General features: G+C 63.6%; 18 protein-coding genes and 1 tRNA gene. 12 read left to right on the plus strand and 7 right to left on the minus strand.

Going from position 1 to position 22977, the window contains the following annotated elements; genetic code table 11:
• Positions 1-17: 17 nt before the first annotated feature.
• Positions 18-692, minus strand: coding sequence for a sensor histidine kinase (locus J7548_RS01415; RefSeq protein ID WP_290969337.1), 675 nt, complete (start codon positions 690-692; stop codon positions 18-20).
• A gap of 196 nt (positions 693-888) precedes the next feature.
• Here J7548_RS01415 and J7548_RS01420 point away from each other — a divergent pair.
• Positions 889-965 (plus strand) — tRNA-Arg (locus tag J7548_RS01420).
• Between the two features lie 163 nt (positions 966-1128).
• Here the strand turns inward: J7548_RS01420 and J7548_RS01425 are convergent.
• Positions 1129-2868: a methyl-accepting chemotaxis protein gene (locus J7548_RS01425; RefSeq protein ID WP_290969340.1), complete on the minus strand. Its 1740-nt coding sequence runs from the start codon at positions 2866-2868 to the stop codon at positions 1129-1131.
• A 554-nt stretch (positions 2869-3422) separates the two neighbouring features.
• On the opposite strand from J7548_RS01425, the gene J7548_RS01430 reads away from it, so the two are divergent.
• The 8 genes from J7548_RS01430 to J7548_RS01465 all read left to right on the plus strand — a co-directional run bounded on the left by J7548_RS01430 (position 3423) and on the right by J7548_RS01465 (position 11387).
• Positions 3423-4538, plus strand: a complete 1116-nt coding sequence (locus J7548_RS01430) for a patatin-like phospholipase family protein (RefSeq protein WP_290969343.1) — start codon at positions 3423-3425, stop codon at positions 4536-4538.
• Between the two features lie 134 nt (positions 4539-4672).
• Positions 4673-6334: a methyl-accepting chemotaxis protein gene (locus tag J7548_RS01435; protein WP_290969346.1), complete on the plus strand. Its 1662-nt coding sequence runs from the start codon at positions 4673-4675 to the stop codon at positions 6332-6334.
• A 196-nt stretch (positions 6335-6530) separates the two neighbouring features.
• Positions 6531-7076, plus strand: coding sequence for an iron transporter (locus tag J7548_RS01440; RefSeq protein ID WP_290969349.1), 546 nt, complete (start codon positions 6531-6533; stop codon positions 7074-7076).
• A 137-nt stretch (positions 7077-7213) separates the two neighbouring features.
• Positions 7214-7531 carry a cupredoxin domain-containing protein gene (locus J7548_RS01445; protein ID WP_290971540.1) on the plus strand — a complete coding sequence of 106 codons (318 nt, stop codon included), beginning with the start codon at positions 7214-7216 and terminating at the stop codon, positions 7529-7531.
• Positions 7532-7567: 36 nt separating this feature from the next.
• A complete protein-coding gene (locus J7548_RS01450; protein WP_290969352.1) occupies positions 7568-8440 on the plus strand; it encodes an FTR1 family protein in 873 nt (290 codons plus the stop codon).
• Positions 8441-8498: 58 nt separating this feature from the next.
• Positions 8499-9836 (plus strand): 4Fe-4S binding protein, encoded by a 1338-nt coding sequence (locus tag J7548_RS01455; protein WP_290971543.1) that lies wholly within the window; start codon positions 8499-8501, stop codon positions 9834-9836.
• A 146-nt stretch (positions 9837-9982) separates the two neighbouring features.
• On the plus strand, positions 9983-10324 hold the full coding sequence (locus J7548_RS01460) for a zinc ribbon domain-containing protein YjdM (protein ID WP_290969353.1): 342 nt from the start codon (positions 9983-9985) through the stop codon (positions 10322-10324).
• Between the two features lie 55 nt (positions 10325-10379).
• Positions 10380-11387 carry a bile acid:sodium symporter family protein gene (locus tag J7548_RS01465; RefSeq protein WP_290969355.1) on the plus strand — a complete coding sequence of 336 codons (1008 nt, stop codon included), beginning with the start codon at positions 10380-10382 and terminating at the stop codon, positions 11385-11387.
• 81 nt (positions 11388-11468) lie between these two features.
• Here J7548_RS01465 and J7548_RS01470 read toward each other — a convergent pair whose 3' ends face one another.
• Both J7548_RS01470 and J7548_RS01475 read right to left on the minus strand, forming a co-directional pair.
• Positions 11469-12518, minus strand: a complete 1050-nt coding sequence (locus J7548_RS01470) for an NADP(H)-dependent aldo-keto reductase (protein ID WP_290969357.1) — start codon at positions 12516-12518, stop codon at positions 11469-11471.
• 83 nt (positions 12519-12601) lie between these two features.
• Entirely contained in the window at positions 12602-15808 is a 3207-nt protein-coding gene (locus tag J7548_RS01475) for an EAL domain-containing protein (protein WP_290969359.1), read from the minus strand.
• Positions 15809-16327: 519 nt separating this feature from the next.
• Here J7548_RS01475 and J7548_RS01480 point away from each other — a divergent pair.
• Positions 16328-17434, plus strand: a complete 1107-nt coding sequence (locus tag J7548_RS01480) for an S-(hydroxymethyl)glutathione dehydrogenase/class III alcohol dehydrogenase (RefSeq protein ID WP_290969361.1) — start codon at positions 16328-16330, stop codon at positions 17432-17434.
• Position 17435: 1 nt separating this feature from the next.
• On the plus strand, positions 17436-18284 hold the full coding sequence (gene fghA, locus J7548_RS01485; RefSeq protein WP_290969363.1) for an S-formylglutathione hydrolase: 849 nt from the start codon (positions 17436-17438) through the stop codon (positions 18282-18284).
• An 85-nt stretch (positions 18285-18369) separates the two neighbouring features.
• Here fghA and J7548_RS01490 read toward each other — a convergent pair whose 3' ends face one another.
• Together J7548_RS01490 and J7548_RS01495 are read right to left on the minus strand one after the other, a co-directional pair.
• Positions 18370-19293: a Gfo/Idh/MocA family oxidoreductase gene (locus J7548_RS01490; RefSeq protein WP_290969365.1), complete on the minus strand. Its 924-nt coding sequence runs from the start codon at positions 19291-19293 to the stop codon at positions 18370-18372.
• A gap of 32 nt (positions 19294-19325) precedes the next feature.
• Positions 19326-20312 carry an aldo/keto reductase gene (locus J7548_RS01495; protein ID WP_290969368.1) on the minus strand — a complete coding sequence of 329 codons (987 nt, stop codon included), beginning with the start codon at positions 20310-20312 and terminating at the stop codon, positions 19326-19328.
• Between the two features lie 155 nt (positions 20313-20467).
• Here J7548_RS01495 and J7548_RS01500 point away from each other — a divergent pair, with 155 nt between their 5' ends.
• Positions 20468-21385 (plus strand): LysR family transcriptional regulator, encoded by a 918-nt coding sequence (locus J7548_RS01500; RefSeq protein WP_290969370.1) that lies wholly within the window; start codon positions 20468-20470, stop codon positions 21383-21385.
• A gap of 24 nt (positions 21386-21409) precedes the next feature.
• On the opposite strand, the gene J7548_RS01505 is transcribed toward J7548_RS01500, so the two are convergent.
• The gene (locus J7548_RS01505; RefSeq protein WP_290969372.1) at positions 21410-22975 is read right to left on the minus strand and encodes a DHA2 family efflux MFS transporter permease subunit; all 1566 of its coding nucleotides are present in this window, start codon (positions 22973-22975) and stop codon (positions 21410-21412) included.
• Positions 22976-22977: the final 2 nt, after the last annotated feature.

Consider the following 22977-nt stretch of genomic DNA (forward strand, 5'->3'; position numbering starts at 1 on the left):
CCGGTATTCTATAGCGTTCAGCGCGCGACAGGGATCTCCACCCGGATCGAGGTGCCTTTGCCCGGCGCGCTATCCAGTTGCAGCGTGCCGCCCAGCGCCTGCGCCCGGCGCCGCATGTTGCCCAGCCCATGGCCGTTGTGCAAGGCCGGGGCAGGGTCGAAGCCGCAGCCGTCGTCTTCGATGCGCAGCGACAGGGTATCGCCCGCACGCGCGATGGTCAGCAGGACATTGTCGGCCTGCGCATATTTGGCGACATTGTTGAGGGCTTCCCGCACGATGCGGAACAAGGTGATGACCTCGAATTCTTCCAATGCCTCCAGGCCTTCGCCGCAGCGCTGGCGGCAAACGATGCCGGTCTGGCGGGTGAACATGCGGCTTTGCCATTCGAGCGCCTCGGCCAGCCCGAACTCGACGATGGGCGGGCACAGGTCGTCGATGATGCCGTGCATGGCATCCCCGGCCTCGTCGATCAGTTGCTCGGCGTAATGCGCCTGGTCGCGCTGCTGTTCCATTCCCGTCGCCTGCGCCAGCGATTCGCGCAATTGCCCGAGGGCCATCTTGATGCCCGTCAGGTGCGCGCCCAGCTCGTCGTGCAGGTCGCGGGCGATGCGCGCACGCTCTTGTTCGCGGATTTTTTCGGTAAGGGAGAGGGCTTCCTGGGAACGGTCGCCGGAAATGATTTCCTGGGGCATGTCGGGCGTAGTAAGGAATGGAAAGCGCCAATCATATCCGGCATGCGTGGCGCGGTCATCAGGCGGGCATGCAGAATTCGCCACAGGGGAAACCGGGCGCCAGGCCTTGCCGGAAGGGCATCGAGGCGCGCAATGGATAAAATTTCAGGCGGGGGCTTCCCATTAATGCGAGGCTGGTGCTATAATTTCATTTTTCGCGGCTGTAGCTCAGCTGGATAGAGTACTTGGCTACGAACCAAGGGGTCGTGGGTTCGATTCCTGCCAGCCGCACCAGATATAAAGGGTCCATCGCAAGATGGACCCTTTTTTCTTTCTTGCCGAAACGATATCGGCAAATAAAACAGGCCGCATGAAGCGGCCTGTCTCTTGTCTCCGATGTGCGCGCATTCATGTGCCATGCGCGCCGGGTATCGGATCCAAATCCCGATTTCTCCCCTTAAAACTGCTCCCACGAATCGTGGTCGCCGCTGCCGGCCATCGTCTTCGCGCCGGCGGCCGCTTTGGCTGGCAATTCGGCTTTCTTCGGCGTCACATCCACCGTGCGCTTGTACGCGGGGGCGGCCGGCCGCGCGGCGGCGGTGTGCCGCGGCGCCGTCCTTGCGGCATGGGAATGGGATGCCACGGCATTCTGGTCGAGCTTGAAGACGCTGACGGTATCGGTCAGTTTTTCGGCCTGTTCCTGCAGCGACTGGGCCGCCGCCGCGGCCTGTTCCACCAGCGCCGCGTTTTGCTGCGTCACTTCATCCATCTGCGAAATGGCGATGTTGACCTGTTCGATGCCGTCGCTCTGTTCCTGGCTGGCCGAGCTGATTTCAGCCACGATGTCGGTGACCCGGCGCACGCTGCTGACCACTTCGTTCATGGTATTGCCGGCTTCCTCGACCAGCTTGCTGCCCTGGTGAACCTGCGCCACCGAACCTTCGATGAGCTCCTTGATTTCCTTGGCGGCGGCAGCCGAGCGCTGCGCCAGGTTGCGCACTTCGGAGGCCACCACGGCAAAGCCGCGGCCCTGTTCGCCGGCGCGCGCGGCTTCCACCGCGGCATTCAGCGCCAGGATATTGGTCTGGAAAGCGATGCCGTCGATCACGCCGATGATGTCGGAAATCTTGCGCGAGGATTCGTTGATCGATCCCATGGTGTCGACCACCTTGCTGACCACGTCGCCGCCGGCCACTGCCACTTCCGAGGCGGATGCCGCCAGTTGGTTGGCCTGGCGCGCATTGTCGGCGTTTTGCTTGACGGTGGAAGTCAGTTCTTCCATGGCCGAGGCGGTTTCTTCCAGCGAACTGGCCTGCTGCTCGGTCCGGGAGGAGAGGTCGAGGTTGCCGCTGGCGATTTCGGTGGAGGCGACGGTGATGGTGCCGGTGCCCTGGCGCACTTCGGTGACGATGTTGAGCAGGCTGTCGTTCATGCTCTTCAACGCCGCCAGCAACTGGCCGGCCTCATCCTTGCTGGCCGGCTGGATGTCCGCGGTCAGGTCGCCGCCGGCCACGCGCTGGGCGACTGAAACGGCTTGCTCCAGCGGCCGGGCGATCAGGCGCGAAACCCAGGTCGCCAGCAGGAGGGCCAACGCGATACAGGTGACGACGGTGCCGATGATCCACACGCGCGCCTGGCTATAGATATCGTCGGCCAGCGCATTGGAGGTGCTTGCACCCTTGTCGTTGACGGTGGCCAGCTTGTCCAGGTTGTCCAGTGCGCCACGATAGGCGAGCGAAGAGTCGCCGCGCTGCAGGTTGCGTCCCTCTTCGCTCTTGCCCTGTCTGGAAAGCGCAATGATCTTGCCATGCTCGGACAGCATGGTGGCGATCTGTTTTTCTATCTCAGGGTAGAGGTTTTTTTCTTCCGGCTCGGTAATTTGCGTCTGGTATAGCGCCTGTTGCTTCTTCAGGGTTTCGACATGCTTGCTAACGCTTTGCTCGATCTCGTCGTATTCCTTGGGGTCCTTGGCCAGGAGATGCTGCATCTCCAGGCTGCGAATACGCGCCAGGGTCATCTGGATGGAAGACAGGGAGCGGATGCTGGGCAGCCAGTTGGTGGCGATATCGGTCGAGGCTTTATTGACCTGGTCCAGTTCGCGTATCGAGAAGGTGCCGAGGGCGGCGACCATGGCGACGACGACCAGGAAAGTGGAGATCAGTTTTTTGGAAATTTTAAGATCGTAGAACCATTTCATTTTCTTCTCCCCGGTGGATTACCTGAAAACGGCAATACACATACTTTATGATAAATAATGCAAAAAGATTAATAAAATTTAAAGATTAATGTTGATCGTGGTGAGAGGAAACGGATAGGCGCACCGACGGGGAAATGCTCTATCCGCATTTCCGATTTTTCCGTATTGCCCAAAGTGTAAGGATGTGGGCATGGAGCGAGAATCAGGAATTTCCTGGTGGAGGTGTGATCCTTTGCTGGTTGGGTAATGTTGCTCAAAAGAATGTTGCAATGCGGTATAGCCTATTTTCGTTACGGCATGGTTACAAAATATTTTCCCTGCGATGCACTTTCGGGTATCTCTCCTCCGCAGCCCAGGCCAGGTCAAACTTATTAAATTCATGAATGCCTGATATACGGGAATAAAATCGCACAACCCGGAAATTGCAAGTTGCTTTGCGTCTATATTTGTTGCGTACGCGATAGTTACGTTGGGGGCCGACGGCTCCTCATAGCGACTTCATGCGGCGCAATGACGGGGGAAGCCCGCGAGCGCACGCGCATACGGGGGAATTCATGGGTAATTCACAGGGGCAGGGGAAAAAGGCTCTGGTGATCGGCGGGGGCGCGCCCAATTCGACGCTGATCGCCGGCGCATTGGCGGCATTCCTGGCGGAGGGCGTCGAGTTCGACGTCATTTCGGCATCCGGTGCCGGGGTCCTGATGGGCTTGCTGTACACCGCGCCGCGCGATGCGGCGCCGCGCGAAGCGCTGATGCGCTGGGCCGAGGTCGGCGTGGCCGACAGCATCTACAAGCTGTTTCCGGTCAACTACAAGGTGTTCAAGAAACCGGGAGCGCAAGCCGAAAGCTATCGCGATTCGGTTCTGGCGCAACTGAAGGCGCTGCCCAGCATGGGGACCAATCCGTTCGCGGAAATGTTCACCCACCAGTTCGCCGAGGCCTCGGCCAAATGGAACGACTGGATGCACCTGCTGATGTCGGCCCTGTCGCCGTCCGATCTCCATTCCGGCAGCCTGGGCCTGTGCGCGCACCTGCCGTTCCTGGAGCAGTCGATCGACTTCGGCGCCGTTGCCGGCATGCGTCCGGAGTTCTACATCAACGCCTACAACATCGACCGCCACCGCATGCAGATATGGGGCAAGCGCGAGATCACCGCGGCCCATGTGCGGGCTTCGCTGTCGTTTCCCTTCCTCTATGCGCCTACCGAGATCGACGGCGAAAACTACATCGAAGGCGCGGCGCTCGACACCCTCAGCTTCGACCCCTTCATTCCCGGCCCCAACGGCGAGCCGCCGCTGCACGGCGATGTCGATACGCTGGTAGTGCTGGACATCCTGGGCGAGGAACGCCTGATCCGGAAGCCGCGCAACCTGTACGACGCCTGGGTGCGCTCCATCATCACGCCGCTGGTCAAGATTTCCAAGGCCGAACAACGCCTGTTCGAACTCGAGCACAACCGTGACCCGGCCACCGGCAAGCCGCGCCGCAAGGTGCTCAAGGTCGACCTGATGCGGGAGATGCCGCAGCACCATTGGCCGGAAATACTGGACTGGTCCTCTTCCAACATGCAACTGCTGTTCGATGTCGGCTACCGCGCCGGCGTCGCATTCTGCCGCGCGCACGGCGATGCGCTGGGCGCGCAGGAACGGGTGGCGCCGCTGGCGGCGTGAGCGGTATCCCGCGCCACATCCACATATAACGGCATCAAGAACCGGCGGGCCTCCCAAGGCATCGCGACCGCGGAGACAAAACGGTTCCGGAACATGTTCCGGGTTTGACTCACTCACTTCATGGACTTTTCATCATGACGATCATCAAGCGCCTGATCATCACCCTGTCGACAGCCTTGCTAGCGCTGCTGTTCGTCGGCGCCGACGGGCTGTGGCAATTGCAGCGCGCCCAGGAGCGCCTGGACACGATCCAGAACCGCATCATTCCGGGCATCGAAAGCCTCAATGCCTTGAAGGGTTATATCGCCGATTCGCGCCTGGCCGGCTACCGCCTGTCTGTATTTGCCAACCTGACGGACAAGAGCGCGCTGCAAAAGGCGGTCGATGCCGCCAACAAGTCCCTGGACGAGGAATTCGCGCGCTATGGCCGCGAGCATGTGTTCAATGAGGATGACCGCAAGCTGCTGGAGGTCGACAAGGCCAACGTCGAGGCCTACCGCAAGGCGCTTGTGCCGTTCTTCGCCGCTGCCTACGCCAACGACATGGACGGCGTGCGCGCCACGCTGGAAGCCGGCACGCCGCTGGCCGTCAGCGCCGCCGCGGCCAAGAAGGGCATCGATGCGCACATCGCCGCCAGCGGCAAGCTGATCGCCGCCATTCGCGCCGAAAGTGATGACGCCTATGCCTTCGCCTTGCGCGCCATGGTGGCGGCGATCGTCGCCGCCGTGCTGCTGACCGGCTTGCTGGGCTACCAGACGCTGCGCAATGTGAGCCGCAGCCTGTCCCGGATCCAGGATACGTTCGAGCATGTCAGCCAGACGCTGGACCTGTCGCGTCCGGTGCCGGTTGAGCGCATGGATGAAATCGGCCGCACCGGCGCCGCGTTCAACAAGCTGCTGGCGCGCATCGTGGACGTGGTGGCCACCACGCGCAGCTCGACCGACTCGGTGACCGTCGCCGCGCGCCAGATCGCCGCCGGCAATGCCGACCTCTCGAGCCGCACCGAGCAGCAGGCCGCGGCGCTGGAAGAAAGCGCATCGAGCTTGGAGCAATTGACCTCGGTGGTGCGGCAAAACACCGAAAACGCGCGCGCCGCCAACAAGCTGGCGCTGTCGGCATCGGACATCGCTTCGCAAGGCGGCGACGTGGTGCGCCAGGTGGTCGAGACGATGAATTCGATCAACGATTCCTCGCGCAAGATCGTCGACATCATCGGCGTGATCGACGGCATCGCCTTCCAGACCAATATCCTGGCGTTGAACGCGGCGGTGGAAGCGGCGCGCGCCGGCGAGCAGGGCCGCGGCTTCGCCGTGGTGGCGACCGAAGTGCGTTCGCTGGCGCAGCGCTCGGCGGCGGCGGCCAAGGAAATCAAGATGCTCATCGATGACTCCGTCGACAAGGTCGGCGCCGGCAGCAAGCTGGTGGAGCAGGCTGGCGCCACCATGAGCGAGATCGTCGGCAGCGTCGAGCGCGTCACCCAGATCGTGGGCGATATCGCCGCGGCCAGCGAAGAACAGAGCGCCGGCATTGCGCAGGTCAACCAGGCAGTGTCGCAGATGGACCAGACCACGCAGCAAAATGCCGCCCTGGTGGAAGAGGCCGCCGCCGCCGCGCAGGCGCTGCAGCGGCAGGCGGAGACGCTGGAGCAGGTGGTCGGCGTCTTCAAGCTGGGCGCAGGCCGCCTGGCCGATCCGGCCGCGGCGCGCGCTTCGGTCGACATCACGCCGCAAAAGGCGCGCATCGGGGACGGCGCTTCCCATGTGAAAAAGCTGGAAATGGAATTGCAGGAATCCTGATCCCGCCGGCCAGGGCAGCGGGACGAGTTCGTCGTCCCGCTGCAAGGAAAAGCTCCTCGACGAGGAGCTTTTTCATTTTGGGCGGGAGATCCGGCAAACGCTTCCGGTTGTTTCCATGCGGTCATGCAGCAACGATAGGGATAGTGATATAATTAATGCTAATCATTATCATTTGATCGACCAGGAGAACACGAAGATGATGGGTATCAAGAAACTCGCTGTTGCCGCCGCCCTGATGGCTTGTACCGCAGGCGTGGCCATGGCCGCCGAATATCCGATCGGCAAGCCGCAGATCCAGAACGGTTTCGAAGTCAATGCCGTCTACCTGCAGCCGGTCAAGATGGAACCGGACGGCATGATGCGCAAGGCGGAAGAGTCCGACATCCACCTGGAAGCGGACGTGCGCGCCGTCGCCAAGAACCCCAACGGTTTCGCCGAAGGCGACTGGATGCCTTACCTGGTGATCAAGTACGAACTGACCAAGGCCGGTTCGGCCAAGACCATCAAGGGCGACATGATGCCGATGGTGGCCAACGACGGTCCGCACTACGGCGACAACGTCAAGCTGGAAGGCCCGGGCAAGTACAAGCTGAAGCTGACCATCTCTTCGCCGGCCGCCAACGAGCATGCCCACTTCGGCCGCCACGTCGACAAGGAAACCGGTGTCGGCCCCTGGTTCAAGACCTTTGAACTGAACTATGACTTCACCTTCGCCGGCATCGGCAAGAAGGGCGGTTACTGATCCATGACGGTGCCGGCCGCGGGAGGCTTCCTGCGCCGCAACGACAGCGTGTTGCATACCGGCTGCCTGGGGCATGAACTTCAGCGCGGCCGGCTTCCATTTCTGGAGCGTCCATGTTTTTACGCAAAGCCCGATTGATGTTTGGCGCAGTCCTGCTGCTGGCGGGAGCCGCGCTGGCGTCGGCCGCCGACCTGCCCGCCTTCAAGCTGGAAATGCAGGACGGCAAGCTGATTCCGCCGCGCATCGAGGTGCCGGCCGGCCAGCGCATCAAGATCGAGATCCACAACATCGGCAAGTCCGCCGCCGAGTTCGAAAGCATCGAGTTGCGCAAGGAAAAGGTATTGGCGCCCGGCGCCCAGTCGTTCGTGGTGATCGCGCCGCTGCGCCCGGGCGAATACAAGTTCTTCGACGACTTTCACCTGAACATGCCGCAAGGCGTGATCGTCGCCAAGTAAGCCGGCAGGTTGCAATAACGCAAGGGAAGGGTTGGAATGGGACAGGTCATGTTCATCGTCTGGCGCGAAAGCGTCGAGGCGCTTCTGGTGGTCGGCATCCTGTATGCCTGGCTGAACAACGGCGATGCCGGCGCGCGCCGCGGCCTGCCGTACCTGTGGAGCGGGGTGGCCGCCGGCGTGCTGCTGGCGCTGGCCCTGGGCGGTGCGCTGCTGGGCTTTTCCGAGTTGCTGGCGGGCGACGCCCAGACCTGGTTCCAGATCGCCATCGTGCTGGTCGCCTCGGTGCTGATCGTGCAGATGGTGTTCTGGATGCGCAAGCACGGCCGCACGCTGAAAAAGGATATGGAAAGCTCCATGCAATCCAGCGTCGAGAGCGGCAACTGGTGGGGCGTGTTCGTGCTGGTGGCGCTGGCGATCGCACGCGAAGGCAGCGAAACCGCGGTGTTCCTCTACGGCATCGGTCTGGGGCAGCAGGACGCCAGTACGGCATCGCTGGTGCTGGCCGGCGCGATCGGCTTCGGCCTGGCGTTCCTGACGTTCTACATCCTGCAACTGGGCGGCAAGGTGTTCTCGTGGCGCCGTTTCTTCCAGATCACTGAAGTCATCCTGCTGCTGCTGGCGGCCGGCCTGCTGGTGACCGGCATCGAAAAACTGTTCGACGTGCTGCTGGAAAGCTCCGATACGCTGGCCTCGGCCAACTGGACCATGACGCTGACCGCGCCGCTGTGGGATACCTCGGCCTGGCTGGACGATTCCTCGACCCTGGGCAGCCTGGTGTCGACCCTGACCGGCTACCGCGCGCGCCCGGCGCTGCTGTCGGTCATCGTCTATGCGGCGTATTGGGTTGTGGTATGTTCGGCCCTTTACCGCAAACCGAAGCCGCAGCCGAAGAGGCAAGAGGCCGCCTGAACCAGCCATGAATACCTGTACGCAATCGCCGACACTGCTCTCACGTACGGGCGACTGGATGCGCCGCCACGGCGCATTCATCCGCGGCTTGCAGTGGCTCGTGGTGGCGGTCTACGCCATCCTGATCCTGGTGCCGGTATTCCTGCCGCTGCCGGACGAAACCGCCCACCTCTGGTCCAACATGACGCTCATCGCCCAGTTCGCCTTCTGGGGCATCTGGTGGCCGTTCGTGCTGGTGAGCATGGTGCTGATGGGGCGCGTATGGTGCGGCGTGCTGTGCCCGGAAGGCGCGCTGACCGAATTCGCCAGCAAGCACGGCCGCGGCCGTGCGATTCCCAAATGGATGCGCTGGGGCGGCTGGCCCTTCGTCGCTTTCGCGCTGACCACGGTCTACGGCCAGATGGTCAGCGTCTACCAGTATCCCAAGGCGGTGCTGCTGGTGCTGGGCGGCTCCACCGTCGGCGCCATGATCGTTGGCTACCTGTACGGCCGCGACAAGCGCGTCTGGTGCAAGTACCTGTGCCCGGTCAATGGCGTGTTCGGCCTGCTGGCCAAGCTGGCGCCGCTGCACTACAAGGTCAACGAGGATGCTTGGCGCGCCTCCTACCATCCTACGCACAAGATCATCCCGATCAACTGCGCGCCGCTGGTGCCGCTGCGCAACATGAAGGGCGCCTCCGACTGCCACATGTGCGGGCGCTGCAGCGGCCACCGCGACGCCATCGCGCTGACTTTCCGCGCGCCGACGGCGGAAGTGGTCGATCTCGGCAAGACCCACAACAACCTGTGGGAAAGCGCATTGGTGCTGTACGGCCTGCTGGGCATCGCCATCGGCGCCTTCCACTGGACCGTCAGCCCCTGGTTCATCGCCATCAAGCAGGACATCGCCGGCTGGCTGATCGACCGCGACATCATGTGGCCCTTCGGCACCCAGGCGCCGTGGTGGCTGCTGACCAACTATCCGCAACAAAGCGATGTGTTCTCCTGGCTGGACGGCGCGATGGTGGTGGGCTACATCCTGGGCACCGGGCTGCTGCTGGGCACCGGCGTTGCGCTGCTGTTCGCGCTGGCCACGCGCCTGCTCGGGAAATGGGAATGGGGCCGCTTCAACCACCTGGTGCAGTCGCTGATTCCGCTGGCCGGCTGCGGCGTGTTCATCGGCCTGTCGGCCACCACCATCAGCCTGCTGCGCGCCGAGCACTTGCCGGTGGACTGGGCCAACGATGTGCGCGCCGCGCTGCTGTCGGTGATGACATTGTGGAGCTTCTTGCTGGCCTGGAAGGTCGTGGGGCGCCATACCGCATCCTGGCCGCGGCGCCTGGTGGCGATGGCGCCGCTGATCGGCGGCCTGGCCCTGGTCAACTATGCCTGGTTGCTGATGTTCTGGATCTGGTGAGATTGCAGCGTCGGGCAGCTTGCCAAAACGGCAAATTCCCATCGGGGGATTTGCCGTTTTTTCTTGCCCGTTGCGCCTGCTCAAGGCTCCTGCTGGCCTGGCGCGGTACAATTCCGCCTTTCTCTTTTTCCGCACAAGGATTCCTCATGAGTACGTTGCCCGCCTGTCCCCAATGCAAATCCGAGTTTACTTACGAGGATGGCGGCATGTTCGTCTGCCCGGAGTGCGCGCATGAATGGTCGGCGCAGCAAGCCCCGGCCGCCGCCGAAGAGGTCAAGGTCTGGCGCGATGCCGCCGGCAACGTCCTGCAGGATGGCGATACGGTCACCGTCATCAAGGACCTGAAGCTCAAGGGCGGTGGCGGCGTGGTCAAGATGGGCACCAAGGTGAAGAATATCCGCCTGGTCGACGGCGACCACGACATCGATTGCAAGATCGACGGCTTCGGCTCCATGGGGCTGAAGACCGAGTTCGTCAAGAAGGTCTGAGGGCCGTCTTCCGGTATTCAGCACAAGCTTCAGAACCAGGACAAACGACAACGCCATGGCACGACCGCGCTTCATCCCCGACAACATGACCTTACTGCTGATCGCCGTGGTGGCGACGGCGTCCATTTTCCCTTGCACCGGCGACGTCGCCGCCGGTTTCGAGTGGCTGACCACGTTCATGATCGGGCTGCTGTTCTTCATGCACGGCGCCAAGCTTTCGCGCGAGGCGGTGGTGGCCGGCATGACGCACTGGCGGCTGCATGTCACGGTGCTGCTGTGCACCTTCGCCATCTTCCCGCTGATCGGCCTGGCCTTGAAGCCGGTGCTGTCCCACTTCATCACGCCGGATCTGTATCTCGGCCTGCTGTTCCTGTGCGTGCTGCCGTCCACCGTGCAGTCGTCGATCGCCTTCACCTCGGTGGCGCGCGGCAACGTGCCGGCGGCGATCTGCGCCGCATCCGCCTCCAACCTGCTGGGCATCTTCCTCACGCCGCTCTTGGTCGGCGTGCTGGTGGTGGCGCATGACGGCGGCGGCCAGGCCTCGCTGGGCTCCATCCTCAAGATCGTCTACCAGCTGTTGCTGCCGTTCGTCGCCGGCCAGGTGCTGCGCCGATGGATCGGTGGCTGGATCGAGCGCAACAAGTCCTGGCTCAAGTTCGTCGACCAGAGCTCGATCCTGCTGGTGGTCTACGTCGCCTTCAGCGAAGCAGTGGCGCAGGGCCTGTGGCGCCAGGTGCCGCCGGCCATGCTGGTGGCGCTGCTGGTGATCAGCATGCTGATGCTGGCCCTGATCATGGCCATTACCACATACGGCAGCCGTCGCCTGGGCTTCAACAAGGAAGACGAGATCACCATCGTCTTCTGCGGTTCCAAGAAGAGCCTGGCCAGCGGCGTGCCGATGGCCAAGGTGCTGTTTTCCAGCGGCGCCATCGGCATGGTGCTGCTGCCGCTGATGCTGTTCCACCAATTGCAGCTGATGGTGTGCGCGGTGCTGGCGCAACGCTACGGCGCGCGCCCGGATGAGCTGCAGGCGGCGATCGATGCCGAAAACGCCGGCGATTGATTCGGACCGGCATCGTTGCCCTCAAAACAAAAACCGGCCAACAGGCCGGTTTTTGTTTTTGGAGCGAGGACGCGGGGACGATCAGGGCGCCGGATTGGGCTGGCCCTTGTGGATGGCCTCGATGCCGGCGACCACGTCATCGCTCAGTTGCACCTGCAGGCTGTCCAGGTTGCTGCGCAACTGTTCCAGCGTGGTGGCGCCGATGATGTTGGAGGTCAGGAACGGGCGGCTGTTGACATAGGCCAGCGCCATCTGCGCCGGGTCCAGCCCGTGCTGCCTGGCCAGCGCCACGTAATCGGCGGTGGCGCGTTCGGCCTGCGGGTTGGTGTAGCGCACGAAACGGTCGAACAGCGTCAGGCGGGCGGCGGCGGGACGCGCGCCGTTGAGGTATTTGCCGCTCAGCATGCCGAAGGCCAGCGGCGAATAGGCCAGCAGGCCGACCTGTTCGCGGTGCGCGAACTCTGCCAGGTTGACCTCGAAGGTGCGGTTGAGCAGGCTGTACGGATTCTGGATGGTGACCACGCGTTCCAGCCCGTGCTGTTCGGCCGCGCGCAGGAATTGCGCCACGCCCCACGAGGTTTCGTTGGACAGGCCGATATGGCGGATCTTGCCGGCCTTGACGAATTCGGAAAGCACCTTCAGCGTCTCTTCGACCGGCACCGTCTGCTCGTTGTCGATGTGCTGGTAGCCGAGCTGGCCGAAGCTGTTGATGCTGCGGTCGGGCCAGTGCAGCTGGTACAGGTCGACGTGGTCCAGCTGCAGCCGTTCCAGGCTGCCGTGCAGCGCATCGGTGAGGCCCTTGCGGTCGAGGTCGTTGACGCCGCCGCGGATGTGGCGCGGATTGTGCGGCTTGCGGGCGGGGCCGGTGCATTTGGTGGCGATCAGCAGCTTGTCGCGCAGGCCGGACTTCTTCAGCCAGGTGCCGAGGTAACGCTCGGACAGGCCCTGGGTTTCCGGCTTGGGCGGCACCGGATACATTTCCGCCACGTCGATCAGGTTGACGCCGCGCTCCACCGCCAGGTCCAGCTGGGAATGGGCTTCGGCTTCGGTGTTCTGCTCGCCCCAGGTCATGGTGCCCAGCGTGATCAGGCTGACCTTGGCGTCGGTGCGGCCCAGTTGGCGATACTGCATGTGTTTCTCCTTGTCGTTGTCGGCGCAGGGGAAGAGTATAGCCGCGCCGCTTTTTCGGTGCAGGAGGCGGCCGGCGGCGCCCGCTACGGCCGTTCGCCGTTGGCCTCGAACACCGGCTGTTCTTCCGGCACGGCCTCGGGATGCTGCGCCAGCAGCAGTTGCAGGAACTGGGCATAGGGCACCGGCTTGCTGAAGTAGTAGCCCTGGTAGTCGTCCGATCCGAACTCGCGCAACGCATTGAGCTGCCTTGCCGTTTCCACCCCTTCGGTCACCACCTTCAGATTCAAGGCATGGCCCATCGCGATGATGGCCTGCACGATGGCGCTGTCGTTGGGGTCGTCCGGAATGTCGTTGATGAAGGACTTGTCTATCTTCAGCGTATTGACCGGGAAGCGCTTCAGGTAGGCCAGCGAGGAATAGCCGGTGCCGAAATCGTCGATCGAGATCGTGAAGCCTTCGGCGCGGATGCCGTCCATGATGGCGATGGCCTGGTCGCGGTTGTGCATCACCATGCTTTCGGTGATCTCGAACTCCAGGCAGGAAGGCGGCGTGCCGTGGTGCTCGACGACCCGCTTGATATCTTCCAGCAGGTTCTCGTCGCCGAACTGGCTGCCGGTCAGGTTGATCGAGATGCGGCCGAATTCCAGCCGGCGCGCCAGCAACTGGCCGACATCGCGGCAGGTGGTGTCCAGCACTGCCAGGCCGATCTGGTCGATCAGGCGGGTCTCTTCGGCTAGCATGATGAACTCGCCCGGCGGCAGCAGGCCGCGCACCGGGTGCTGCCAGCGCACCAGCGCCTCGGCGCCGACGATGCGCGCGCTTTCCAGGTTGACCTTGGGCTGGTAATGGACCACGAACTCGCCGCGTTCGATGGCACGCCGCAGCTCCGACTCCAGGGCGATGCGCTCGATCGTGTTGGTGTTGACCTCGTCGGAGAAGAAGCGGTAGTCGTCCTTGCCGTGGTGCTTGGCGCGGTACATGGCGATGTCGGCGTTCTTGATCAGCGCCTGCGCATTATGGCCGTCGCCGGGATAGGTGGCGATGCCGATGCTGGCCGAGAGCGTCGCCTCCTGGCCGTCGATGATGAACGGCTTGCGCGCTTCGGCCAGCAGCTTTTGCGCGATCTCGCCCACTTGCAGCGGGTCGTCGAAATCGTCCACCAGCACGATGAATTCGTCGCCGCCCACGCGCGCCAGGATGTCCAGCTCGCGCAGGCTGCCGCGGAAGCGCTGGGCGATTTCCTGCAGCACCGCCTCCCCGGTTTCGTGGCCGAAGGTATCGTTGATGTTCTTGAAGCGGTCCAGGTCGAGCAGCAGCACCGCCACCATGCCGTCGCGGTGTTCGGCGTGGGCGATCGCGTTGGAGACGTGCTGGGTGCACAGGAAGCGGTTGGGCAGCCCGGTCAGTTCGTCGTAGTGCGCCAGGTGGCGGATGCGCTCGTCGGCGCGGCGGCTTTCGATGGCCACGCTGGCCAGGTCGGCGGCGATGTTGGCCAATTGCAGGTATTCGTTGCTGGGCGCCTGGTTTTCCTTGAGCAGCGCCGAGAAGACGCCCAGCAATTGCCCCTCCTTGCCGATGATGGGCCAGGCGCCGCAGGAAGGATAGGCGGCGGTATCGATCAGCGGGCGCAGATGCTCCATCATCGGATCGTGCATGATGTTGGTGACGACGCAGGGCGTGCGCCGCAGCGCCGCTTCCGCGGCCACGCCGTTGCCGTGGCGGATGGCCAGGCCTTGCAGCACGCGCATGATGCGTTCCGGATAGCGCTGGCTCAGCACCGAAGTGAAATGCGTGGCATGTTCGTTGGCCAGCAGGATGCTGCAGGCGCTGTAGGGGATTTGCGAATCGGCGAAGCCGACGATCTCCGACAGGATGGCGTCGAGGTCTTCGTCGGCCATCACCATGTGCAGCACGCGGTTCTGTTCGGTTTGCAGCAGTTCGGCGCGCTTGCGGGCGGTGATGTCGCGCAGGATGGTGAAGATCGCATAACCGCGGTCGAGTTCGGCGCGGTGCAGGGTGACGTCGGTATAGATGATCTTGTTGCGGCGTACCGTCACCCATTCGAATTGCTGGGGGTGGCCGGAGAGCGTTTTGGCGACCAGCTCGCCGATATCCGGCTGGGCGATATGCAGCGGCTTGTTGCGCGAAAACAGGCCGACCTTGCGGCCGATGATGCGCTTCTTGTCCAGCACGCCGAAAAAGCGCACCGCGGCCGCGTTGCAGTCGAGGTAGCGCAGATCGGCCGAGATCAGCACGATGGGGTCGTTGCCGTCCTCGTACAGCTTGCGGTAGCGGTATTCGCTGGCCGAGAGCGCATTGTCGACGCGGCGCTGGTAGCGGTAGTAGACCAGGAAGGACACCAGCGCGATCAGGATGAAGCCGAGGATGCCGGTGGCCAGCAGGATGCGGTTTTCGGTGCGGCTGCGCCACGGGGCAAGCACATCATCCATGCGGCGCGCATACACCACCAGCAGCGGCCAGTCCTGCAGCCGCTTGTAGGTGAACAGCAGTTGTTCGCCGGTCAGGTAGGAGGCTTCTTCGAAACCGCCTTCGTCCGGGCCGCTGCTGATCCTGGCCATGCTCTTGGCGTCGCGCAGGCTGGCGTTGAGCCAGCGCTCCTCGAAGGGCGACCGGATCATCATCGTGCCGTCGTCGCTGCGCAGCGAGACGATCGCCTTGTAGTTGGTGATGTGCTTGTAGAAGTCGAAGAAGTAAGAGGCGCGCAGTTCGGCCACCAGCATGCCGGCCGGGCGCGCGGCGCGGTCGTACAGGTTCATGGCCACCGGCAGCACCAGTTCGCGGTTGTAGTGGCTGCGGGCGAGCGGCCCGACGAACAGGCGCGGGCGCGCGGGGTTGCTGTCGACATACTTGAGCTTGAGGTCGGCGGCGACGTTTTCCTGCTCCAGGGGCAGGAAGGAGCTGGAGCGGCTGAAACCGGTGCGGTCGATATAGCGCAGCGCCAGCACGGCCGGTTGCTGCTGCTGTTGGGCGGCGAGCAGGCGGTGCAGGCCCGCGTCGTCGACGAGCAGGTCGTGATCGGCTTGATGGATGGCCTCGGAGGTCGCCCAGAGCATGCTGTCGATACCGCGGAAGATGCGCTCGGCATGTTCCTGCACGCTGCGTACGGCGACCATCGAATTGCTCTTTTCGGCTTCGATGGTCAGAAGGCGATCCTGGCGGATTTCCCACCATGTCTGGATGACGATGAACGAGCCGACGAAGGCGACGAAGATCAACAGGGTCCTGAGGGTGCTGCCAGCCCGTCCGGCGGTCTTTTTCTGTTTTCCCATGTAGACGAATATCGGTGACGCTAAGAACCCGTTTCATTGTGAAATGGGTTCTTACGGTGATGCGGCTTCCCATGGCCTGCCGGCGATCGACGACAGGCCATGACAATCATTCCATGCGGCCATTGCGCGGATGCCGTCAATATTGCGCAACCATCTTTGCCGTATGCGCTTCCCGGGGCGATCTGAAGCATTGTTGTCGTATTTTTTGCGAGCCGGTGCCGGCCGCATATTTTTGCGCACAATGCGATGCTTTTATTGGTTCGAACCTTACCCCATGCGACGGCCTTTGTCATTATCGCCAGATGGGAGAATACACTCTTTGGCGGTATTTAATTCTCGGCGGAAAGTTCGCAGGGAAGGCGGCCCCGGCCCATTTCTGCCCGCAATGCGATAATACCGCCCTGGTTTCGCGCGAACATTCCGCACTTCCGCCGTTCCCGGCCATCCCGGGCAACAAGGTCGGCAGGGCTATTGCACCATCATATTTTCACCATCATATTGACAAAGGACAACATCCCTATGAAAACAAGAGCAGCGGTAGCATGGCAGGCAGGCAAGCCCTTGACCATCGAGGAAGTCGAACTTGGCGGCCCCAAGGCCGGCGAAGTGCTGGTGGAAATCAAGGCGACCGGCATTTGCCACACCGACTACTACACGCTGTCCGGCGCCGACCCCGAGGGCATCTTCCCCGCCATCCTGGGCCATGAGGGCGCCGGCGTGGTGGTGGATGTTGGCCCCGGAGTGAAGTCGCTGAAGAAGGACGACCACGTCATCCCGCTGTACACCCCGGAATGCCGCGAGTGCAAATTCTGCCTCTCGCAAAAGACCAACCTGTGCCAGGCCATCCGCGCCACGCAAGGCCGCGGCCTGATGCCGGACGCCACCAGCCGCTTCTCGCTGGACGGCAAGCCGCTGTTCCACTACATGGGCACTTCGACCTTCTCCAACTACATCGTGGTGCCGGAGATCGCGCTGGCCAAGATCCGTTCCGACGCGCCGTTCGACAAGGTCTGCTACATCGGCTGCGGCGTCACCACCGGCGTGGGCGCGGTGCTGTTCACCGCCAAGGTGGAGGCGGGCGCCAATGTGGTGGTGTTCGGCCTGGGCGGCATCGGCCTGAACGTGATCCAGGCGGCCAGGATGGTGGGCGCCAACAAGATCATCGGGGTCGACCTGAACCCTGGCCGCGAGGCGATGGCGCGCAAGTTCGGCATGACCGACTTCATCAATCCCAAGGACGTGCCCAACGTGGTCGACGCCATCATCGGCATGACCGACGGCGGCGCCGACTACAGCTTCGAGTGCATCGGCAACACCACCACCATGCGCCAGGCGCTGGAGTGCTGCCACAAGGGCTGGGGCCAGTCCATCATCATCGGCGTGGCGGCGGCCGGCCAGGAAATCTCGACCCGCCCGTTCCAGCTGGTGACCGGCCGCGTCTGGAAGGGTTCGGCCTTCGGCGGCGCGCGCGGCCGCACCGACGTGCCCAAGATCGTCGACTGGTACATGGAAGGCAAGCTCAACATCGACGACCTGATCACCCACAAGCTGCCGCTGGAGCGCATCAACGAAGGTTTCGACCTGATGAAGAGCGGCGAGTCGATCCGTTCGGTGGTCGAGTTCTGACATGATGGAAACCATCAGCGAGCACGGCTGCTTCGGCGGCGTCCAGGGCTACTATCGCCACGAATCGGCCGAGACCGATCTGCCGATGCGGTTCTCGGTGTTCGTCCCGCCGCAAGCCAAGGCCGGCGGCAAGCTGCCGGTGCTGTTCTACCTGGCCGGGCTGACCTGTACCGAGGAAACCTTCATGGTCAAGGCCGGCGCGCAACGCGTGGCGGCCGAACTGGGGATCATCCTGGTGGCGCCGGACACCAGCCCGCGCGGCGCCGGCATCGAAGGTGAGAGCGACAACTGGGACTTCGGCGTGGGCGCCGGCTTTTACCTCGACGCCACCCAAGCGCCGTGGGAAAAGAACTATCGCATGTACTCGTACGTAGTGCATGGCCTGCGCCAGGCGATCCTGCGCGAGTTCCCGGCCGACCCGCAGCGCATCGGCATCTTCGGCCATTCGATGGGCGGCCACGGCGCGCTGGTGCTGGCGCTGCGCAACCGCGACATCTACCGTTCGGTGTCGGCGTTCGCGCCGGTTGCCGCGCCCAGCCAGTGCCCGTGGGGCCGCAAGGCGTTCGGCAACTACCTTGGCCCGGACCGGGAGGCATGGAAACAGTACGATGCCAGCGAATTGATGCGGGAATTGCAGGCGCCGTATCCGCACGGCATCCTGATCGACCAGGGGCTGGCCGACAAATTCCTGGCCGAGCAGTTGCTGCCCGAGCAGTTCGAGGCGGCTTGCCAGGCGGCGCGGCAGCCGCTGACGCTACGCCGCCATGAAGGCTATGACCACGGGTATTACTTCATCCAAAGCTTCGTGGAAGACCATCTGCGCTTCCATCACGGCATCCTGACCCGCTAATCCCTGGCTGGTCGGCACAGGCCGTCGCGGGTTCATCGACCCGTGGCGGCCTGCGTCTTTTCTAGCTGCACTTTCCTTGGATTTCTCAGATAAACGCGTCCGTGACGATGTGCTGCCCCAGCATGAAGGCATCGGCGACATGCCGTAGCGGCGCCACATCCACATCCGAGGATTTGCCGCGGATCAATTGGCTGAAGTGCCGGTAGAGCGAGGGATACTCACCCTCGGCCGTCAGCGCGCACTGCGCACCGTCGATCCACAACTCGTGGCCGCCCTTCTTCAGGTGCAGGTGGCTGCCGTCGGTATCGATGACGATGTCCCAGGTCTGCTCGCCAGTCTGGCGCCAGTCGAAATCGGCTTCCACCTCCGTCCCTGTCGCGTCGGTGAAGGCCAGTCGCGCCGCAATCGGCGTTTGCCTGTTGGCCGGCACTTCCAGGGCCGCCTTGGTCAGGAAGATCATCTCCGGCAGGATTTCCGTCACGATCGACAGGGCATTGATGCCCGGATCGAACACGCCCAGCCCGCCCGGTTGCCAGATCCACTCCTGGTCGGGATGCCAGTGGCGCACGTCCTCGCGCCAGATCACCCGGACCCGGCGCGGGCGATGCGCCTGCAGGTGGCGCTTGACCACCTGCACGGCCGGCGCATGGCGCGAGTGCCAGCTGGCCAGCATGGTCACGCCGCGTTCCGCCGCCAGCGCCTTGAGCGATTCGACTTCGGACAGCGTGGCGCCGGGCGGTTTTTCCAGGAACACGTGCTTGCCGGCGCAGATCGCCTGGCGCGCCGCCTCGTAGCGGTATTGCGGCGGCATGCACAGGGAGATGGCATCGATGCGGGTGTCCGATGCCAGCATCTCGGCCATGGTCTTGTAGGCGGGCACGCCCTCGACGCTGTTGTTGCGGCTGGCCGTGGCCGCCAGCGCATAGCCGGCATTGCCGCGGATGGCCGGGACGTGCTGGTCGTGGACGATCTTTCCGACACCGGCGATGGCAAGTTGTATGGGATCCATGTTGTCCTTGTCGTTGAGTCAGTCGAGAGGGATTACCAGCGTTGATGCACGTAGGGGGCGATGTCATCCAGATACAGCTGCCGCAGGGCCTGCATGAGCTGTGCCGGGATCTCCGGCAGTGCGCTGGCGGCGCTGTTGGATTGCGCCTGCTGCACGTTGCGCGCGCCCGGGATGACGGTACTGACGCCGCTTTCCATGAGGATCCAGCGCAGCGCGAATTGCGCCATCGGTACATCCTGCGGCAGCAGCCGGCGGATCTTTTCCACGGCGGCCAGCGCCACCTCGTAGGGTACACCGGAGAAGGTCTCGCCGACATCGAAGGCTTCGCCATTGCGGTTGAAGTGGCGATGATCGTCGGCGGCAAAGGTGGTTTGCGCCGACATCTTGCCGGTCAGCAGGCCCGAGGCCAGCGGCACGCGCGCGATGATGGCGACGTTGCGGCGCTGCGCCTCGCGCATCAGCAGGGCGCTGGGGCGCTGGCGGAAGATGTTGAAGATGATCTGGATCGAGGCGACGTTGGGATACTCCAGCGCCTTGAGGGCTTCCTCCACTTTCTCGACCGAGACGCCGTAGTGGCGGATCTTGCCGGCGGCGACCAGCTCGTCCATGGCGCCGAAGACTTCCTGCCGGTAATAGACTTCGGTGGGCGGGCAATGCAGCTGGACCAGGTCCAGGCAATCCACTTCCAGGTTGAGCAGCGAGCGTTCGACAAAGGCCTGCAGGTTCTCTTTCGTGTAGCCGTCGGCGACATGGGGCGAGAGCCGGCGGCCGGCCTTGGTGGCCACGAAGGGGCGCGCGCCGCCGCGTTCCTTGAGCACCTGGGCGATGAGCTGTTCCGAGCGGCCGTCGCCATAGACATCGGCGGTATCGATGAAGCTCACGCCGCTATCGAGGGCCGCGTGCAGGGCGGCCTTGGCATCCTGGCTGGAGACGTCGCCCCAGGAGCCGCCGATGGCCCAGGCGCCGAAGCCGATTTCCGATACCGCCGCGCCGGTGCGGCCGAACTGTCTTGATTTCATGTTGCTTGCTCCTTTGCATTGGCATTGCATGGATCGCCTTGCACGGCATGCCGAGGCCGATCCATGGCAGACCGTCATTTATACCGCTTGGCACGCGCGCGGGAGGATGGTTTAAGATGATTTACATTAATTCATGAAATGAATGGAATTCATCAATGTCCCTGCTGGATCACGTCGATTTTTCGGACCTGCGCATCTTCGTCACCATCCTGCGCACCGGCAGTTTCAAGGCCGCGGCGATCCAGTTGGGCTTGACGCCATCGGCCACCAGCCATGCGATGAAGCGGCTGGAAGAAAAGCTTTCGACGCAACTGCTGTACCGCTCCAGCCGCGCAGTGGCACCCACGGCCGCCGGCGCCGAGCTGGCGCTGCGCCTGGAGGAGGGCTTCGAGAAGATCGGCGCCGCGCTCGGCAGCTTGGACAGCACCGTGCTCGGCAGCCTGGGCCAGCTGCGCATCAATGTCTTCGCCGATGCGGCGCATCTGCTGATCGAGCCAGCCATTCCAGAATTCGTCCGGCAATGCCCGCAGGTCAAGCTGACGGTGGTGGTCGACGACAAGCCCATCGATATCGTCAGCGAAGGCTATGACGCGGGAATCCGCTATGGGCATTACGTGCCCGAGGGCATGGTGACGGCGCCGCTCACGCGCGCGCAGCGCTGGGTGGCGGCGGCCTCGCCGGCTTATCTGGAGCGGCATGGACGTCCGCAGACGCTGGAGGACCTGGCCGGCCACAACTGCATCCAGTTGCTGCTGGGCGATAACTCCAGCTACAAGTGGGAATTCGGCAAGGGCAAGAACAGCCGGCGCTTGCGTGTGCCGGGGCTGGTGACGATCAACAATACGGCCGCCACGATTGCGGCCGCCAGGGCGGGGGTAGGGATTGCCTACCTGCTGGAGGGAAGGATCAGGAAGGAGCTGGAAGAGGGCGCGCTGGAGGTGGTGCTGCCCGAGTGGGCCGCACCCAGCGAGCCTTTCCATATGTACTACAGCAGCCGGCGCCATGCGCACCCGGCTTTGCGCAAGCTGATCGACATCGTCCGGCTGCAGAACGGACTGGCCAGGCTGCGTTGATCGTCCTGGCCAGTCCGGGAAGCGTCAGTGCGCTGCCGAGGCTTCGGCGGAGCCGGCGCCGCCCTTGGACGGCTTGATCACCCAGATCAGCGGGATGATCACCAGGAAGATCACCGCCGAGACATAGAAGATGTCGTTGATCCCCAGCATCGCCGCCTGGAACGTGATGGTGCGTTCGATCATGCCGGTGGTCTGCTGCTGGTCCAGGCCCAGCAGGCCGCTGATGTTGCTCACGGATTGCTGCAGCCAGGGGCTGTACGGCGTGGCGTGCTCCGTCAGTTGCGCATGGTGCATGATGGAGCGGTTGTTCCAGGCGGTGGTCGAGATCGAGGTGCCGACCGCGCCGCAGAACACGCGCACGAAGGACGACAGGCCGGCCGCGGCCGGGATGCGCTCCGGCGGCAGGCCCGACAGCAGCAGCACCGTCAGCGGCACGAAGAACATCGCCGTCGGGATGCCTTGCAGCAGGGTCGGGGCGATCACCGTCCACTGGTCGACGTCGAGGTTGTAGCGGGAGCGCAGCCAGAACACCAGGGCGAAGCCGATGAAGGAGGCGGTAGCCACTTTGCGCGCATCGACCAGCGGCAGGAAGCGCCCGATCAGCGGCATCAGGATCACCGCGAAGATGCCGATCGGCGCGGTCGACAGGCCGGAGTCGATCGAGCGGTAGCCCAGGTATTGCTGCAGCCACTGCGGCAGGATCACCAGGTTGCCGAAGAACACCCCGTAGCCGATCGAGATGGCGATGGTGCCGCCGGCGAAATTGCGCCGGCCGAACAGGCGCAGGTCCACCACCGGATGGTCGTTGTTGAGTTCCCACACGATGAAGTAGGCGAAGGCGACAGCGGCGATGATGCCCAGCGTGACGATGGTGGAGGAGGAGAACCAGTCCAGGTCCTTGCCCTTGTCGAGCATGATCTGGAAGGCAGCCACCCAGGTCACCAGCAGCGCCAGTCCGATCTTGTCGATCGGCAGCTTGCGGGTAGGCGTCTCGCGTGAGCGGTAGATGGCCAGCGTGACGCCGGCCGCGACCAGGCCCACCGGCACGTTGATGTAGAAGATCCACGGCCAGGTGTAGCTGTCGGTGATCCAGCCGCCCAGGGCGGGGCCGGCCACCGGCGCCACCACCGCCGTCATGCCCCATAGCGCCAGCGCGAACGAGGCTTTTGACTTGGGATAGGCACCCAGCAGCAGCGACTGCGACAGCGGCACCATCGGGCCCGCCACCAGGCCTTGCAGCACGCGTGCGGCCAGCAGGATGGGCAGGGTGGGGGCCAGCCCGCACAGCCAGGAGGCCAGCACGAACAGCAGCACCGAGGCGACGAACAGGCGCACCGCGCCCAGGCGCTGGGTCAGCCAGCCGGTCAGGGGAATCGAGATCGCGTTGGCCGCCGCGAACGAGGTGATTACCCAGGTGCCTTCGTCGACGGAGACGCCGAGGTTGCCCGAAATGGTGGGGATCGCCACGTTCGCGATCGACGAATCGAGCACGTTCATGAACACCGCCAGCGACACCGACAGCGTGCCCAGCACCAGGTTGGTGCCGGTCAGCGGCGGCGGCGGGGTGTAGGGAGCAGGGCTGTTAGCCATAA

Origin of the sequence: Herbaspirillum sp. (genome assembly GCF_017744395.1) — a bacterium.
In the GTDB taxonomy this organism is placed as follows: Bacteria; Pseudomonadota; Gammaproteobacteria; order Burkholderiales; family Burkholderiaceae_D; genus Herbaspirillum.

What these genes read in the sequence shown, in the direction of transcription:
- J7548_RS01415 (WP_290969337.1), bottom strand. Translation starts at nt 692, where the DNA reads ATGCCCCAGGAAATCATTTCCGGCGACCGTTCCCAGGAAGCCCTCTCC.
- J7548_RS01425 (WP_290969340.1), bottom strand. Translation starts at nt 2,868, where the DNA reads ATGAAATGGTTCTACGATCTTAAAATTTCCAAAAAACTGATCTCCACT.
- J7548_RS01430 (WP_290969343.1), top strand. Translation starts at nt 3,423, where the DNA reads ATGGGTAATTCACAGGGGCAGGGGAAAAAGGCTCTGGTGATCGGCGGG.
- J7548_RS01435 (WP_290969346.1), top strand. Translation starts at nt 4,673, where the DNA reads ATGACGATCATCAAGCGCCTGATCATCACCCTGTCGACAGCCTTGCTA.
- J7548_RS01440 (WP_290969349.1), top strand. Translation starts at nt 6,531, where the DNA reads ATGATGGGTATCAAGAAACTCGCTGTTGCCGCCGCCCTGATGGCTTGT.
- J7548_RS01445 (WP_290971540.1), top strand. Translation starts at nt 7,214, where the DNA reads ATGTTTGGCGCAGTCCTGCTGCTGGCGGGAGCCGCGCTGGCGTCGGCC.
- J7548_RS01450 (WP_290969352.1), top strand. Translation starts at nt 7,568, where the DNA reads ATGGGACAGGTCATGTTCATCGTCTGGCGCGAAAGCGTCGAGGCGCTT.
- J7548_RS01455 (WP_290971543.1), top strand. Translation starts at nt 8,499, where the DNA reads ATGCGCCGCCACGGCGCATTCATCCGCGGCTTGCAGTGGCTCGTGGTG.
- J7548_RS01460 (WP_290969353.1), top strand. Translation starts at nt 9,983, where the DNA reads ATGAGTACGTTGCCCGCCTGTCCCCAATGCAAATCCGAGTTTACTTAC.
- J7548_RS01465 (WP_290969355.1), top strand. Translation starts at nt 10,380, where the DNA reads ATGGCACGACCGCGCTTCATCCCCGACAACATGACCTTACTGCTGATC.
- J7548_RS01470 (WP_290969357.1), bottom strand. Translation starts at nt 12,518, where the DNA reads ATGCAGTATCGCCAACTGGGCCGCACCGACGCCAAGGTCAGCCTGATC.
- J7548_RS01475 (WP_290969359.1), bottom strand. Translation starts at nt 15,808, where the DNA reads ATGGGAAAACAGAAAAAGACCGCCGGACGGGCTGGCAGCACCCTCAGG.
- J7548_RS01480 (WP_290969361.1), top strand. Translation starts at nt 16,328, where the DNA reads ATGAAAACAAGAGCAGCGGTAGCATGGCAGGCAGGCAAGCCCTTGACC.
- fghA (WP_290969363.1), top strand. Translation starts at nt 17,436, where the DNA reads ATGATGGAAACCATCAGCGAGCACGGCTGCTTCGGCGGCGTCCAGGGC.
- J7548_RS01490 (WP_290969365.1), bottom strand. Translation starts at nt 19,293, where the DNA reads ATGGATCCCATACAACTTGCCATCGCCGGTGTCGGAAAGATCGTCCAC.
- J7548_RS01495 (WP_290969368.1), bottom strand. Translation starts at nt 20,312, where the DNA reads ATGAAATCAAGACAGTTCGGCCGCACCGGCGCGGCGGTATCGGAAATC.
- J7548_RS01500 (WP_290969370.1), top strand. Translation starts at nt 20,468, where the DNA reads ATGTCCCTGCTGGATCACGTCGATTTTTCGGACCTGCGCATCTTCGTC.
- J7548_RS01505 (WP_290969372.1), bottom strand. Translation starts at nt 22,975, where the DNA reads ATGGCTAACAGCCCTGCTCCCTACACCCCGCCGCCGCCGCTGACCGGC.